At 62.4% G+C, this 14697-nt stretch carries 11 protein-coding genes and 1 pseudogene; 3 read left to right on the forward strand and 9 right to left on the reverse strand.

Going from position 1 to position 14697, the window contains the following annotated elements; genetic code table 11:
* Nucleotides 1-184: 184 nt before the first annotated feature.
* The 6 genes and pseudogenes from M1D78_RS09860 to M1D78_RS09885 form a co-directional block, all read right to left on the reverse strand.
* Nucleotides 185-1156: an aldo/keto reductase gene (locus M1D78_RS09860; protein ID WP_437419433.1), complete on the reverse strand. Its 972-nt coding sequence runs from the start codon at nucleotides 1154-1156 to the stop codon at nucleotides 185-187.
* A gap of 431 nt (nucleotides 1157-1587) precedes the next feature.
* Nucleotides 1588-1860 (reverse strand): HU family DNA-binding protein, encoded by a 273-nt coding sequence (locus M1D78_RS09865; protein ID WP_243605615.1) that lies wholly within the window; start codon nucleotides 1858-1860, stop codon nucleotides 1588-1590.
* Nucleotides 1861-2082: 222 nt separating this feature from the next.
* On the reverse strand, nucleotides 2083-2511 hold the full coding sequence (locus tag M1D78_RS09870; protein ID WP_437419432.1) for a DUF2141 domain-containing protein: 429 nt from the start codon (nucleotides 2509-2511) through the stop codon (nucleotides 2083-2085).
* A 117-nt stretch (nucleotides 2512-2628) separates the two neighbouring features.
* Nucleotides 2629-3426: a TlpA family protein disulfide reductase gene (locus M1D78_RS09875; RefSeq protein ID WP_437419431.1), complete on the reverse strand. Its 798-nt coding sequence runs from the start codon at nucleotides 3424-3426 to the stop codon at nucleotides 2629-2631.
* 119 nt (nucleotides 3427-3545) lie between these two features.
* The gene (locus M1D78_RS09880; RefSeq protein ID WP_437419430.1) at nucleotides 3546-4634 is read right to left on the reverse strand and encodes an endonuclease/exonuclease/phosphatase family protein; all 1089 of its coding nucleotides are present in this window, start codon (nucleotides 4632-4634) and stop codon (nucleotides 3546-3548) included.
* Between the two features lie 177 nt (nucleotides 4635-4811).
* Nucleotides 4812-6206 (reverse strand): annotated as a pseudogene (locus M1D78_RS09885) (glycoside hydrolase family 5 protein); the annotation flags it as partial.
* A 757-nt stretch (nucleotides 6207-6963) separates the two neighbouring features.
* Here M1D78_RS09885 and M1D78_RS09890 point away from each other — a divergent pair.
* Together M1D78_RS09890 and M1D78_RS09895 are read left to right on the forward strand one after the other, a co-directional pair.
* The gene (locus tag M1D78_RS09890; RefSeq protein ID WP_437419429.1) at nucleotides 6964-8106 is read left to right on the forward strand and encodes an aminotransferase class V-fold PLP-dependent enzyme; all 1143 of its coding nucleotides are present in this window, start codon (nucleotides 6964-6966) and stop codon (nucleotides 8104-8106) included.
* Between the two features lie 210 nt (nucleotides 8107-8316).
* Nucleotides 8317-8538 carry a hypothetical protein gene (locus tag M1D78_RS09895; protein ID WP_423705071.1) on the forward strand — a complete coding sequence of 74 codons (222 nt, stop codon included), beginning with the start codon at nucleotides 8317-8319 and terminating at the stop codon, nucleotides 8536-8538.
* An 83-nt stretch (nucleotides 8539-8621) separates the two neighbouring features.
* On the opposite strand, the gene M1D78_RS09900 is transcribed toward M1D78_RS09895, so the two are convergent.
* Both M1D78_RS09900 and M1D78_RS09905 read right to left on the reverse strand, forming a co-directional pair.
* A complete protein-coding gene (locus tag M1D78_RS09900; protein WP_437419428.1) occupies nucleotides 8622-10298 on the reverse strand; it encodes a putative bifunctional diguanylate cyclase/phosphodiesterase in 1677 nt (558 codons plus the stop codon).
* A 92-nt stretch (nucleotides 10299-10390) separates the two neighbouring features.
* Nucleotides 10391-11410, reverse strand: coding sequence for a UV damage endonuclease UvsE (locus tag M1D78_RS09905; RefSeq protein ID WP_437419427.1), 1020 nt, complete (start codon nucleotides 11408-11410; stop codon nucleotides 10391-10393).
* A 251-nt stretch (nucleotides 11411-11661) separates the two neighbouring features.
* Between M1D78_RS09905 and M1D78_RS09910 the strand changes: the two genes are divergently transcribed.
* A complete protein-coding gene (locus tag M1D78_RS09910; RefSeq protein ID WP_437419426.1) occupies nucleotides 11662-13644 on the forward strand; it encodes a UvrD-helicase domain-containing protein in 1983 nt (660 codons plus the stop codon).
* A gap of 53 nt (nucleotides 13645-13697) precedes the next feature.
* Here M1D78_RS09910 and M1D78_RS09915 read toward each other — a convergent pair whose 3' ends face one another.
* Nucleotides 13698-14459, reverse strand: coding sequence for an SIR2 family NAD-dependent protein deacylase (locus M1D78_RS09915; protein ID WP_437419425.1), 762 nt, complete (start codon nucleotides 14457-14459; stop codon nucleotides 13698-13700).
* Nucleotides 14460-14697 lie beyond the last annotated feature (238 nt).

The raw sequence follows: 14697 nt of genomic DNA on the forward strand, positions 1-14697 counted from the left end.
GAGTACTGTTCTTGTTGTACGCATTTTCCATAGTCCGTCTGGTAACAGGGGAGATGGAGTTGTAGTCCGGCATTAACGAAGCGGAAATAAATCGTTCAGCCTATTAGGGATGACTGGTGGATTAATGCCTTGTAAACGCGGGGGCGAGCTGACCGGTGGGGCTCGCCCGCGTAGGCAGACCGAATCAGACTGGGACGGGCGCGTCATCCGGCAGCAGCTGTCTGGTTTTAAGTTCCCGCCAGAATTCGGCAGGGATTTGCGCTTCGCTCTGTTCGACGTACTGCGCAGGGCGTGCCGGGTTGCTGGTACCGGGAATGGCGGAAAGAACCGCCGGATGGGCGAGGCAAAACTGCAGCGCCGCCGCACGCAGGTCGACGTCGAACGTCTTGCAGACGGCTTCGAGTTGCTCGGTCTTGCTGCGTATCGCATCGGGGGCTTCTGCATAGTCGTAGTGAGCGCCACCGGCCAGGACGCCGGAGTTGAACGGACCCCCTATGACGATGCCGACACCGCGTTCAACGCATTGCGGAAAGAGGGTGTCGAGTGCTTCGCGGTGATCGAGCAGCGAGTAGCGCCCGGCGAGCAAGAATACGTCCGGATCGGCCTGCTCCAGCGCCATCCGGCAGGGTTCGACAAGGTTGACGCCCAGGCCCCAGCCGCGAATGGTGCCCTCTTCGCGTAATTGGGTCAGCGCCTTGGCCGCGCCGTGCATGGCCTGTTGAAAGTACTCCGTCCATTGGTCGCCCCATTGGTCCTCCGAGACGTCATGGATGAACACGACATCGATGCGGTCCACGCCCATGCGTTCGAGGCTGTCTTCGATAGAACGACGGGCGCCGTCGGCCGAATAATCGACAACGCGCTTGTTGGACAGCTCATCCACGAAGGGTTTGGCGTTCTCTGGCGTACTCGCCGGCTGCAGCAGGCGGCCGACCTTGGTGCTGAGCATGAACTCGTCACGGGGCTTGCTGCTGAGCAGCCGGCCGAAGCGCTGCTCGGCAAGGCCTGCTCCATAGTGCGGAGAAGTGTCGTAGTAGCGAATACCTGCCTGCCAGGCCGCTTTGAGCGTGGCATCCGCGGTGGTTTCGTCGAGCGGTGTGAACATGTTACCCAGCGGAGCGCCACCGAAACCCAGGCGTGGAAGAGTGATACGCATGAAGCCTCCTTTTGCAGATCGAGCCGTAATCGGCATGGTCTTGCATGGGAGGGCGGCTGGGGGCGGGTTGTTCCTGTGAAGTGTGGCGTTGGCGGGTGCTTAGCGACGACTGATGCGGTGAGAAGCATGAACTCGTCCCTGAGCCGCAGCTTCCTGGCATGAAAGCTAAAGCAAAGCGGATGCCAGGCCGGTACTAGCCATTGCTAACGGCGCAGAAGTACGCGCAGGGCTGCGGCCCGTTCGGGGTGGTTAGGTATCTCGTCAGCAGTGGGGGATCTGCTGTGAGCCAATAACGCCTGGTCATGGTGCGCCGGCGCTGGCAGTGCTCTATCGGCGGGCAGGGTATGGCGAGGGGGGAGCGGGCCGTAGCGGCGTCTGCACAGCAGGCGCTGCGTCCGAGGAGGACGCAAGCGGCCCGATTTCCGGCGGTGTCAGTTCACCGCGTCTTTCAACGACTTACCCGGCTTGAAGCCTGGCAGCTTCGCCGCGGAGATCTTGATCGTCGCACCAGTCTGCGGGTTGCGGCCGTCGCGGGCGGCGCGTTCCTTGACGGCAAACGTGCCGAAGCCGACCAGCGTTACGCTGTCACCGTTCTGTAGGCTGTTCGTCACGCTTTCGGTGAAGGCATCCAGCACACGGGTGGCAGTGCTTTTCGGAACATCGGCGGAGGCTGCGATCGCTTCAATCAACTCGGCTTTATTCACAGGTGTAGCTCCTGGTTGGGATAGGGGGGTCAGTATAAGCAGCGTCTCGCTCCGTCGCCTGCGGCAAATTTCCTCTTTTCGCAAAAAAACCGCGTTGAGGCCCGCGCCGAGATTGCGGTTGGTTCGGACGCTTCAGCACTGGACAGTCGCTCCATGGCATCGGTTCAAACGCAGTGTGACCATTGGCGAAGTGGTCTGGCCCGCCGGCCGGCAGCTACCTAATCAGTAGCGGATGTCGATGTCGAGCTCGGTCGGCTGGTCACTGCTCACTTCGAAGCGGCTGTCTTCGAATGCTGGTGGGCCCATGACCTTGGGATTGTTAGAGAGCCCGTAGCCTTCGGTTGGAAACATGCCGAGCCGCCGGTTCATCTCGCCGTTACCGTCTTCGTCGTGATAAGCCATGATCGCGTATTCACCGGCCGGGACATTCTCGAAAACGACGCTCAGCGTACCGGCGCGCGCCTTTGACTCTTGCGTTGCGAATGCCTGATCGGCTTTGCGAAAGGTCTTCGGGTCGGAGAACAGCGCGACCTTCATCTCGCCCCGGTCATGCTCGATGCCGTTGAGCCTGACGGTCAGTGTTTGGCCATCGGCCCATGCCGCGCCACTCAGGATTGTCATTGCTAGCATCAGTGCCGCGAATCGCTTCATTGAATTGCTCCCTTGCCTGCCGAGTCGGTGGTTGTCGTTCGAGGTGCGCTGGTGCCGTCGCGCCCGCTGTGGCGGCAGGTTAATCCAAATCGGTGGCGTTTTTCACCGTCACGCCGGTCATTGCAGCCCTTCGAGCGCCTTGGACAAGCTCGCGGTGGAGAGCTCGCCAAGGTGGCTGCCGAGCTGCCGGCCCTCGGCGTCATAGAACAGCGTGGTGGGCAACGCCTGAGAGCCCACCGCGTGACCAAGCTGCCCGCTGCTGTCGAACAGGCTGTTGCGGAGTGTCAGGCCTTGGGCCTGCAGGAATCGCTCGACTTCGCCGACGCCTTCTCCTTGGTTGACGAACAGGAACACCAGGTCGTCCCGCTCGGCCTGTGCGTTTGCCAGCACCGGCATCTCCCGTCGGCAGGGCGGGCACCAGGTGGCCCACAGGTTGATGACCATCGGCTTGCCCGCGAAATCGGCGAGCGCGACGGGCGTACCCGTGCCGTCGAGAAGCGTGACGTCTGGCAGCCGGGTCCCGCGCTCCAGGGAATACCCGGCGAAACTCATGAGCAACCAGCTACCCAGTCCCACTGCCATGGCCGTTGCCAACGGTGCTCGTGCGCTGCGCTCGCGCCACATCATCCAGCCGCCCGCGAGCAACGCGGCCAGGATCCCCGGCCCGGCCATGAAGCCACCGTCGCGTATGTCGAACACCTGCCAGATGCTTTCGAAGTCATCGACATAGGCAATAACGAACGCGAGCCGTGCCACCAGTAGCGCCAGAAGCAACAGCCGGAACAGCTGGCGTTCAGGATTCTTGCCGTATCGCCGCCCACTCAACCAGCCGGCGAGCGAAGCGAGAAGCAGCGATACGAGAAGGACAAGATGGGGGATGCCGAAGGTCAACGGCCCAAGTGACAGGGTAAGCATGAGCGGTGGCGTACTCGTGACGGCTGGGAGGTGCACTTTACCGCGCGCGTCCGCCCGGTGACGTTGGGCATTGCCGAATGATGCGCATGGCCGCTTGCGGCCAGGTATGGAGCATACGTTCAGCGCCTGTCCGGCTCGGGCACGTCCGATTCGTCCGCGGGGCGTTGATCGATCTTTTCCTCGGCGAGTTGCTCGTCGTCGGGATCGGCATGCAGGCTCGTCTGGTCGCCAGTCGGCGCGTACTGCAGTTCGATCAAAACGGGAAAGTGATCAGAACCGAACGCCGGCAGCCGCTGGATACCGACCAACCTGAAATGGTGACTGTGGAAGAAATGATCCAGCGGCCAGCGCAGAAACCAATGCTTAGCATGGAAACTGTTGACCATGCACCGCCCGACTCTTGGGTCGAGCAAACCACTGATCTTGCGGAACAGACGCGTGTTGCCTGACCAGGCGACGTCATTGAGGTCACCGGCAACGATGATGGGCACTGCTTGCTGGTCGTCTCGTACGCTTTTGGCAACGATCAGCAGCTCGACGTCCCGATCGGTGGATTCATCGTTTTCGGTCGGGCTCGGCGGAGTGGGGTGGAGGAAATGCATGCGGATCGACAGATCGTCATTCATCCGCAGGCACGCATGCATGGAGGGCACATCATCTTCGACGAGAAAGCACGTCTCAGCGTTTTCTAGCGGCCAACGAGAAAACACGTGCATTCCGTAGAGGTTATCCAGCGGGCACCGAAGGCTGTAGGGGTACTCGGGCGTCAGGGCGTCGAGCTGGGCTTCCCACCAGCTGTCGGACTCAAGCGTGACCAAGACATCAGGGCGGTGCTCCCTGACCAGGGCGAGCAGCCGGTCGGCCTGCCGATTGGGGGTCAACACGTTCGCGGACATCACCCGTATACGCGGGCCGTCCGGGCTGTCGCTTGCCGGGCTGACCTCGCGCGGCCAGAGGCGGGTGTAGGGAATGATCCACCAGGCGTGGTAGAGCAGGCAGCCGACCGACGCCGCTGAAATGATCAGCTGCAATGGTTTGGAATAGGACAGCAACACCGCTTGAGCGAGCAGCAGGGCAAAGGCGAGACAACAGAGTTGCAGGCGGGGGAAATCAAGCCCACGTACCCACCAAACGGGGTTCTTCCACAGGGGTAAGACCGTCAGCACGACCATTACGGCGGTCAGCACCAACAGAATCTCCTCTTTCATATCCATCTCCGGGATCGGGAACGGCCTACGTCATGCTGGCCGTGAAGTGCTGCGGCATCGTGTATGAATTCGTCCTGATAGCGGCGCGTTGGTTCCGCTTGGGCGGGTGCCTTGTGGAAATGAAAAAGGCCCGCCACCCTTCGGTGACAGGCCTTTGTGGTGCAGATTGGCCTGCGCTTAAAGCGGCTGGCCGATCGCGGCGCAGCTGTTTGGCGCCTTGGCGTGCTTGACCAGGACAGGCAGCTGCGGCTGCGGAGCGCCGCCTGTTACGTCAAGCGAGAGGATGTAGCTGCCCCACCAAGGGCCGGCTGCCCAATAGGTCATCGGGACGCAATTCTCGCGCAGGTAGCCCAGCAGGTTGTCCATCGCGAGGATGGCATCCGGTGCGTAGTTGGGCACGCCGATCTCGCCGATATAGCCGCGCAGCTTGTTGGCCCGTAGCCAATCCACAAACGGCTTGGCGCGCTTGATGCCGAGGTCCGGCGCGAAGGTTTCGGTCTTGTCGGCGTACATGCCCGAGGTATCGCGGTCGAGGTACATGTGCGCCTCGAAGATCAGCTTGTTGTTGGCGTCGCGCATCCAAGGGTCGCTAATGAGCTGCGTGTTCGACTGTGGCCAGTGCCAGGCACTGGAATAACGGTCGCCGGCAACATAGATCCAGTTGACCTTGTCCACCTGGCGGATCGCCTTGGCTGCCGCTAGGGCTGTCGCCGGCCAAAGACCGTTGGTGTTGGGCTCGTTCATCAGGCCATAACCGCTCAGCGCGGGATGTTTGCCGACCTTTTGGGCGATACGCTTCCAGGTGTTGGCAAACGACTGGACCGGCACGTTAGCTGAGCCGATGGCCTGCTTGTAGTAGCGGTAGTAGTTATGCATGTCGAGCACGACCTTTACCCCGTGCTTCTGCGCAAAGTCGAGCGATTGGGTCAGCAGTGCCAGCTGTGCGGCATCGAGTTCGGTGTCTAGCGTCGGCTGGATACGCTCCCACAGGAAGGGCAGGCGGACGAGCTTCAGGCCTTGTTCAGCGTATTTTTTGTAGTAGGACTCGGCGGGGTAAATGTAGTTGGTGCCGTGCTTGCCTGGCAGGGCCGATGAACCGAAGGCTGCGCCGGACAGCGAAACGCCGACGAGCTGAACCGGGGTGGTCGCGGTGGCCTGTGGTGCAAGCGCCGTGGCTGCCGTGGTGGTCTTGGCCGTCGAGGTCAGGGTGTTGGCCTTGGCAGTGGTGCTCGTGCTAACCGTGGTCGTCTTCGGCGCCGGGGCGACAGCAGGGGCTGCGGTCTTGGTCGTGACGGCCGCAGCGCTCTGGGTAGCCGTACTCGTTGGGTTGGTAACGCTGCTCTTGGCGGTGGTCGTTGCGGTCGCCGTATTGGTACTCGCCGGTACGGCGCTGATGGCGTTCGGATAACCCAGGCGGGCACCGTTGATGACGGTACCGGTCATGAGCACTGTCAGCACGCCGCCGGAGGACTTGGCCGACTTGATCGTGCGTATCTGCCCATCAGCGAGCCGGACGCGGGTGCCGGCCTTGAATGCTTTGAGGTTCGCCGGGGTGGCGGCAAGCGATACGCCTGCCGAGGCCCGCCAGGACCCGTTGTTCCACTGCTTGTTCGTAAGCTTCTTGATCTGCGCGGTGTAAGCGATGCTCGAGACGCTGGCAGGTGTGGTGGCAGCCTGTGCCGTAACCCCAAGCGGCAGGGCGCCGAGCAGGGTGATAAGGGCGGCGGCAGGGGCCAGATGCTTCCAGCCGTGCGCAAAGTGGGTCAGGGACATGGTGTGCTCCGGGTTCACGTATCGGCACGCTTCGCACGTGCCGATGAAGACAGGGTGATTGATCGCTGTGCCATAGCGCAGGCAGTGCTCGACAACGAAACGAACCACCGGGCGAGTCGCAGGGCGCGAATCGCGGCGCCTTTATAATTTGCAAAACCAATCATTGGAATATCGGTCGACTGGATACAGGCGCCAGTAATCCGTCTTGTGTATTGCGTGATATCAAATTGATGCTGGGTGCTCCCTAGGTTGGTCTGCTCGATTGGGCTGCAGCCCAGCTACTGCGAGGGGGGTCGCCAATCCTGCCGTCAATTTCTTGAACGGACCGTTAATCGGCTCACTAAACCGCAAATGGATGTTCTGACGAACGGTGCTCGCCTTTTTGGGTTGCGGGGATGGGTACGTACGTAGCGGAGCGATACCGCGGAGCAAGGGCGGCGGCACGCAGCCGTGCTTCGCGGGCGTGCCGGGCGCGGCCGTGTGAAAGGGTTCGGCGCTTGTAAAGCGGTTTGGCTTGAGGCAGGGTCGGTCAAGGTTTCCTGCCTCGGAGTCAGCCATGTCAGCGCTATACCCCAGCATCGATCCCGATGGGTTGCTTGAGTACTCGGTGGTGTTCACCGACCGCTCGTTGAACCACATGTCCCACGCGTTCCAAGGCGTCATGAACGACATCCGCGCAACGCTCAAGGATGTCTACAACGCCCACGCTGTAGCGGTCGTGCCGGGTAGTGGCACCTTTGGCATGGAGGCCGTGGCGCGGCAATTGGCAACCGACGCCACCTGCCTGGTCATCCGCAACGGCTGGTTTAGCTACCGGTGGACGCAAATTTTCGAAATGGGCCGGATTCCTGCGCAAGCGAAGGTACTCAAGGCTCAGCCGACCGAGGTCTGCGCGTTAGCGCCCTTCGCACCGCCGGCGCTCGATGATGTGCTCGAAGCCATTCGCCGCGACAAGCCAGACCTCGTCTTCGCCCCGCATGTCGAAACGTCATCCGGGATGCTGCTGCCGGATGACTATCTGAGCGCGGTCGGGCAGGCCGTGCATGAGGTTGGTGGTCTTTTTGTTCTCGACTGCATTGCCTCTGGCGCGCTCTGGGTGGACATGCAAAAGGCCGGCGTAGACGTGTTGATCAGCGCTCCGCAGAAAGGCTGGAGCGCGTCGCCGTGTTGCGCTCTGGTGATGCTCAGCGCCGCTGCGCAGGCACGTGTCGAGGCCACTCAGAGCAGCAGCTTCGCCTGCGATCTCAAGAAGTGGCTCCAGATCATGCAGGCCTATGAGCAGGGCGGGCATGCCTATCACGCCACCATGCCGACCGATGCCTTGGCGCGCTTTCGCGACGTGATGCAAGAAACCCGGGAATATGGCTTCGAGACGCTTCGTACGCAGCAACTCGAGCTGGGCCGCCGGGTCCGCTCGTTGCTGGCCGACCGTGGCTTTGCGAGTGTTGCGGCCGAAGGGTTCCAGGCACCCGGCGTAGTGGTCTGCTACACCGATGATCCGCAGATCAAGACGGGCCGCCGTTTTGCCGGGCACGGGCTGCAGATTGCCGCCGGGGTGCCACTGCAATGCGACGAACCGGCTGATTTCCAAACGTTCCGCATCGGCCTGTTCGGCCTCGAGAAACTCATGAACCTGGATCGCACGGTAGAAATCCTTGAGCGAGCCCTGGCGCAAATCCAATCTTCTCGTCACGTTTGATGACCGTTCATCTGGCCGCTGCGTATCCATCGACGAGGGTGTGCGGCCAGGCTGACGCTGCCCTAATGCTCCGCGTTCCTGGCTGTGGCGCCTGTTTGAACCGCTGTAACCTGCGCGCTAGACACATTCCTGAAACAAAAATGTGCTTGCGCGGCCGTTATGCCGGACTACGCTCAAGGTGTACGACGCTATTACAACAAGAAAGAGGGGATGACTATGACGAACCAGAAATCTCAGGTCGTTGCACTCGAACTGTGGCGCTTCTGCGCTCACTGCATTGCTGCCATCGTTGTAGTAGGAGCGGTACTGATTGGGTTCCTCGGATCGTGGGAACTGGCCCTGAAGGTTGGCGTGTTGCCGTTGCTCGCGCTGATCACTGCGGACGTCCTGGCCAGGCGACAGGAGCATGCGATTCACGTACGGAATTCCTGACCCTCATGATCCTGCGTGAGCCACGGCTGGCTTGCGCAGGCTGATACCGTTGCCACATATGTCAGCCTTCTAACGATAGCGCCTCAGCGCGGATTCAGTTCGTAATGGGCTGCCCACTCGACCACTTGATCCGCCGGCATCGGTGCAGCAATGCCGTAGCCCTGCGCCAGGTAACACCCCATCCCCAGCAACATGCTTTCCTGCAGATCGGTTTCGACGCCCTCGGCCACCACCTCCCGCTCGAAGGTGCGGGACAGCTTGATGATCGCCTCCGATAACGCCAGGTCGTCCTTGTCATGCAGGATGTCTCGAACGAAGGACTTGTCGATCTTCACAGTCTGTGCCGGCAATCGCTTGAGGTAACTGAGCGAAGAAAAGCCGGTCCCGAAGTCGTCCAGCGAGAAGGTCACGCCCATCTTCTGGCAATCGGTCAGGCACTGGCTAACGTGCTCCAGGTTGTCGATGGCCGTGGACTCGACGATCTCCAGATCCAGCGACTGCGGCGCTACGTCGGGATGGCGCGTCAGCAGGCGCTGCAGCCGCTCGACGAAATCCGGCAACTGGAAATGCCGCGCCGCAATGTTCACGCTGACAGGCCAGTGCTTGCCGATCGCCGCCCAGGCATCAATCTGGCGTAGCGCCTGGTCGATTACCCATTCGCCGACGTTGATAATCAGGTCGGTTCGTTCGATGGCGGGTAGAAAGGCGTCGGGCTGTACCAGACCCAGCTTCGGGTGCCGCCAGCGCAACAGCGCTTCGAACCCCATCACCTTGCCGCTGCGCAGGTTCACCTTCGGTTGATAATGCAGTTCCAGCTCGTTGCGCTTGAGCGCACGGCGGATGCATTCAATCGTACGGAAGGCTTCCCTGGCCTCCTTGCTGATCGAGACGTCGAAGAAGCGATACCGGTTGCGTCCGCTCTGCTTGGCTTCGTACATGGCCTGGTCGGCGTGGCGCAGGAGCGTGTCCGGGCCTTCGTTGTCCTTGGGGTAGAGCGTGACGCCCAAGGAGCCTGAGACGTTGAGCAGCAGCCCATCGATATGAAACGGCACCGCGAGGACCTCGAGTGCGCGTTGCAGCGCAGCCGGCAGATGCAGTTCATCGACCTGGTCGAGGAGCAGGACGAACTCGTCTCCGCCCAGGCGTGCCAGCAGATCTTCAGTACGCAGCTCCCGCCGCAGGCGGTTGGCGACTTCGACGAGCAGCATGTCGCCGATGGCATGCCCATGGCGGTCGTTGATCGTTTTGAAACCGTCCAGGTCCAGCATGCATACCGCGACCACATGCCCGTGCCGGTGCGCCGCGGCGATGGTCTGGTGTAACCGGTCGTGCAGGTAGACCCGGTTCGGCAGGGCAGTGAGCACATCATGCGAAGCACGCCACTGCATGGCTTCGAGCAGCTCTTGCTTTTCAGTCACGTCGAAACGGATGGAGATGTACTTTTCGACCTGGTGCCCGGCGTCGTCTTTGAGCGGCACGATGGTGCTGCTGACCCAGTAGAGCGAGCCATCCTTGCGTCGGTTGCAGATTTCGCCTTTCCAGATGTTGCCGCTGGAGATTGTGTGCCAGAGGTTGCGAAAGAACTCGGGTGGATGCGTGCCCGAATTGAGCAGACGGTGGTTGGCACCGATCAGTTCGTCCTGGCTGTAGCCTGAGATGGCACAGAACTGGTCGTTGATGTGCGTGATGGTGCCTTGCAGGTCCGTCTCGGAGTAAATGGCCGCGGCATCCACCGCGGTCCGGTATTTATCGTCAGTCATTGGCTAAACCACGCAAAGCGACCGCTGGCTCGCGCCGGGACTGGCGCTTCAAATAACTGACTCGGCAACTGGGGGAAAGTGCGTTGCCCCCGTCAGGCCGGGTTGAGGTAGTCCCAGTAGTAGTCCAGCGTGGCGAGGTTCTTTTCCTTGGCTTCGAACATGATGTCGAAACGGTCCAGGAATTCGCGGGCGTAGAGGTTCGTCCAGTGGTTCCACATGCGCTTGCTGTGGCTGTAAAGGTCCCGCTTGCCGACCTTCTCGAGCAGCGTCGGCATCTCAAGCTTGGCGTCCGCGCTAAAACCCAGTTCCATCAGGCTTTCTGGCGGCTGCGAGTAGTGCATGGTCGGGCGTACGCCGCGCCAGCTTTCGATGATGCGTGCGACGCGCGCGTCGTGCGGGTCGATGTAATCATCCTCATTGATCCAGCAATGGTGGATATCCAGCACCACGGGCGCGAGATCGGCAAGGTGCAGGCAGTCGTCGACGCCGTAGGTCTTCTCCTCGTTTTCGAAGGTGATGCAGTTGCGTGCCTCCTGCGACAGGCGCGGCCAGATCGCTCGGGTGCCGTCCACACCCAGCCGGCCGGCAATGTGCACGTTGCACTTGAAGTCCTGAAAGCGCTTGCCGAAGCCCATCATGCGGATCATGTCGGCGTGGTATTCGAACTCGGCGAGGCTGTTCTCGACCACCTCGGGCTTGTCGGAGCCGAGCACGCAATACTGCCCCGGATGCAGCGACAGGCGGATGCCGAGCGCCCGGGCGCTGTCGCCGATGCGGGCAAATTCGCGTTCGAGCATCTGGCGTACGTCTGCCTGACGATAGAAATCTGCAGCTTCTGGATGGCTATAGAAAGGCAACAGGTCGCTGCTCAGGCGCAGCATGCGCAGCGGTTCTGGCAAGGTCGCGACGTAGTCGAGCAGACGCAGCTGCGCGGCAAGGTTGTGTTCGATGATGCCGTTGAGTTTTTCTCGGGCGACATCCTGCTCGACGCTTTTGAGCCAGCGCAGGGTGGTCGAACGGGGATTGAAGGCGCGCTCGATGGCCTCCAGCTCCTTTAGCGACTCGCTGTGGCCAGGGTGGCGATACATGCAGGCGAAACCGATTCTGTACATAAAGTCCTGTGCGCTGTGTCCGGAAGGCTGTCCATCTTAGTGTCCGCCAGGGGCCGAGTGTGCGATTCAGCAACGAAAAAGGGTCTCGGCAGGTGCGTCCCGCAGGGCTCCCGTTTCGGCGCGTAATCGCAGCGCAGTTTGCTGAAAGCGCGCAAGCCGGCCCCAGGTGGTAGTGCCGCCTATCGGCGCCCAGCCGTGCGGTGAAAAGCCGTACCATAGCGACCCATCTGTGTCGTTCCGGTTGGTTGTTCATGCTGTCTGCTGTCAAGCGCTACAAGCGGCTGGTCTCCAGTGCGCTGGCTCGTTGTTTTCCCCGTACCTCCGCCTATGTCCGCTCCGAAGAAGACTTGATCCTCCGCCGCTGGCCCGACGCCCGCAAGCCGCCGGCCGCGACCGCGAAGAAGCCGCGTGCCAAGGGCGCGGCCAAACCAGCGCGGACCGCCAAGACCGCGCAACGCTCGGAGACCAAGCCGCGGGCCCGCCCAGCCAAGGCCGCTGGCGAAGGGATCTATGGCCCGGCACGCCTGAGCATCGGCGACCAGCAAATCCAGGCCATGCGCCTGCGGGTAGGGCGCGCGGTGGAAGCGGGTGTGATCCGCGCGCCCTCGGAGGAGCAGTGGGCGATGATTCTGGAGGATAGCCCTGTCACGCGCATCTTCGCGGGCGCCGGCTCCGGCAAGTCGACCACCCTGGTCTTGCGGGTCGTGTTCATGCTGTGCCACCTCGAGATCCCGCCGGAGCGGCTGACGGTCATCTCGTTCACCAATGCCTCTTGCGCCGAGCTGCGCGCACAGTTGGTGCGCGTGCTCGCCTTCTGGAACCTGGACGTTGACGCCGAGCGCGTGCGCCAGTGTGTGCGGACCTTCCATGCTGCGATGGCCGTGCTGGCCCGCGAAGTGCTGGGCAAGCCGCAGTGGTTCGAGCAGCTGGAGCAGAAGGGCGCCTCGCCGACCGAGCTGGACAACCCGCTGACCGCATCACGCTTGCGACCCGCTCAGCAGCGCCTGCTTAAACAGGCCTACCAGCGCTGCTATGCCGAGGAGACTCGGTTCCGCGAGTTGATTCATGAACTGCTCGGCCTGCCGGCACCCGCTGAGCCCGACACGCGCCGCTCGACACCCAAGGCTCCGCTGGATGCCTTCAAGCTCGCCGGCGAGCGCACCGCGGCGCCTCTGTTCGAGGTGTTTTACAGCCAGGCCGGCTTCATCGAGAGCATCGGTATCCGCATCGACCAGATGCAGCCAGCACGGCTGAACGGCAAGGCGTCCGAGCGTGCCTTCGTCGAAGCGCTCCAACTGTTCTGGACGCATTTCGAGGCGCTGCTCGAGGGGCAGGGGCTGATGACCTTCAATGCTGCTTTCCAGCGACTGACGCAGTGGCTCAATGGCGCAGGCGCCACCGGCGCTTCGGCCGTGCTTGAACCCTTCACTCATCTATTGATCGATGAGTTCCAGGACATCTCCCCGCAGATCGTCCAGTGGCTGCAGGCGCTGCACGGCGCACTTGCCCGGCAGGGCGCGCCGATCAGCCTGATGGCGATCGGTGACGATTGGCAGTCGATCTACGGGTGGCGCGGGAGCTCGCCCGAGCTGTTCATGGATTTCGACAAATATTTCCCAGCCAAGGGTGCGAAGTCGCTCAGCCGTATGCGGATGCTGACCACCAACTACCGTTCCATCGAACCGGTGATTCGCGATGGCGAAGCCGTGCTCGCTGGCGTTGCCGTCAAGCAGGACAAGACCAGCCAGGCAAACCGAGCCACGCAGCCCGGCGACCATGGCGTCAAATTGATCACCCGGTTCGATCTCAAGACCCGCCTGCCGGATCTGATCCGCGAGATCCAGGCGCAGTGCGAGCACGTCGCCTCGCGCGAAGGCGCCGACCGCAACGCCGTGCTCGTGCTCAGCCGGCGCAACGATCCGCTGCGCCTGATCGAGGCGCAGCTGGACCGCACTTGGCCGGTCAAGACCTACAGCATCCACCGCGCCAAGGGGCTTCAGGCAGAAGTTGCGATCATCGTCGACGACTGCCTGCCCACCGAACCCCACCCGCTGCGTAATGCGCTGTACGCCTACTGCGGTTTCTTCCGCAACAGCTATGACCAGGCCATGGCCGATGAAACCCTGCGATTGGCCTACGTCGCCATTACCCGAGGCGTGAGCCGGGTCATCTGGTACACGCAGAAGGCCCAGGGCGCGACGCGGCTACTTACCGGGCGCAAATCGGGCGGTTGAGGCAGGCATGATTTTCGCGCCATCGGATGCCGCGCCAATTGCTCGAATGGCCCTCAACCCGGGCCAAAGGCCTGCTCGAGCAGCTTCGGTAGCCATTCGCCGGCGGCGCCTTTCAACGCGTATTCCCGTTCCGTGTGCTCGACGTGCGGCTGCGGATTGACGTGGGCGACCACCGCGCCGGCTCGCCAGGCGATGCCGGGCACTTCGGCGGCTGGGTAGACCGTTCCGGACGTGCCGACAGAGAGCAGCAGGTCGCATTGCCGTGCCGCCTGGAATGCCGCCTCGAGCGCGTCGCCCGGAAGGCTCTCGCCGAACCAGACGACACCGGGCCGTAGCTGACCGCCGCAGCGGCAGCAGGCCGGTGGCGAGAGGCGACGGCCCCCTTCGGGCTCGTCTGGACTGGGCAGCGGGGCGTCTGGTTGCGCGCCGCAGGCGAAACAGCGTGGCTGATGCAGGCTGCCGTGCAGGTGGATTACCTCCGAGCTGCCGGCGCGTTCGTGCAGATCGTCGACGTTCTGGGTGATCAGCGTCAGTCGCGGTACCTGCCCCGCAAGTGCCGCGATGGCGCGGTGGGCTGGGTTCGGTTGAGCCTGCAAGACCTTCATGCGGCGCCACTCGTACCAACCCCAGACCAGCGAAGGATCGGCCCGGTAGGCGTCGGGTGTAGCCAGCGCGGTGGCGTCGAAGCGCTCCCACAGGCCGGTCAGCGAGTCGCGAAAGGTCGGGATGCCGCTTTCGGCCGATACGCCAGCGCCGGTGAACACCACGACCTGACGGGCGTGGCGAAGGGCGTCGACGAGAGGGGTTGGGATCATGACGTCATCCTGTGCGGCAGTAGCAGAGGTCGACAGCAATACCACCTGGTGACGGTCGGCTCCAGCCGAAGGCCGGCCTGGCCAGGCAACGGCGATATGCGGCATGAGGTCGCGCCTGGGGCGCTCAAACGTTTCAGCCAGTACCTTCGATCGGCTGGGCACTTCAGCTCTGTTGGATCGGTCGAAAAGCGCGTTGCCTCTGCCCGGCGGCTGCTCTAAAGTCCGCGCCGCTTCCACA

The sequence above is a fragment of the Pseudomonas sp. SA195 genome (genome assembly GCF_054131565.1).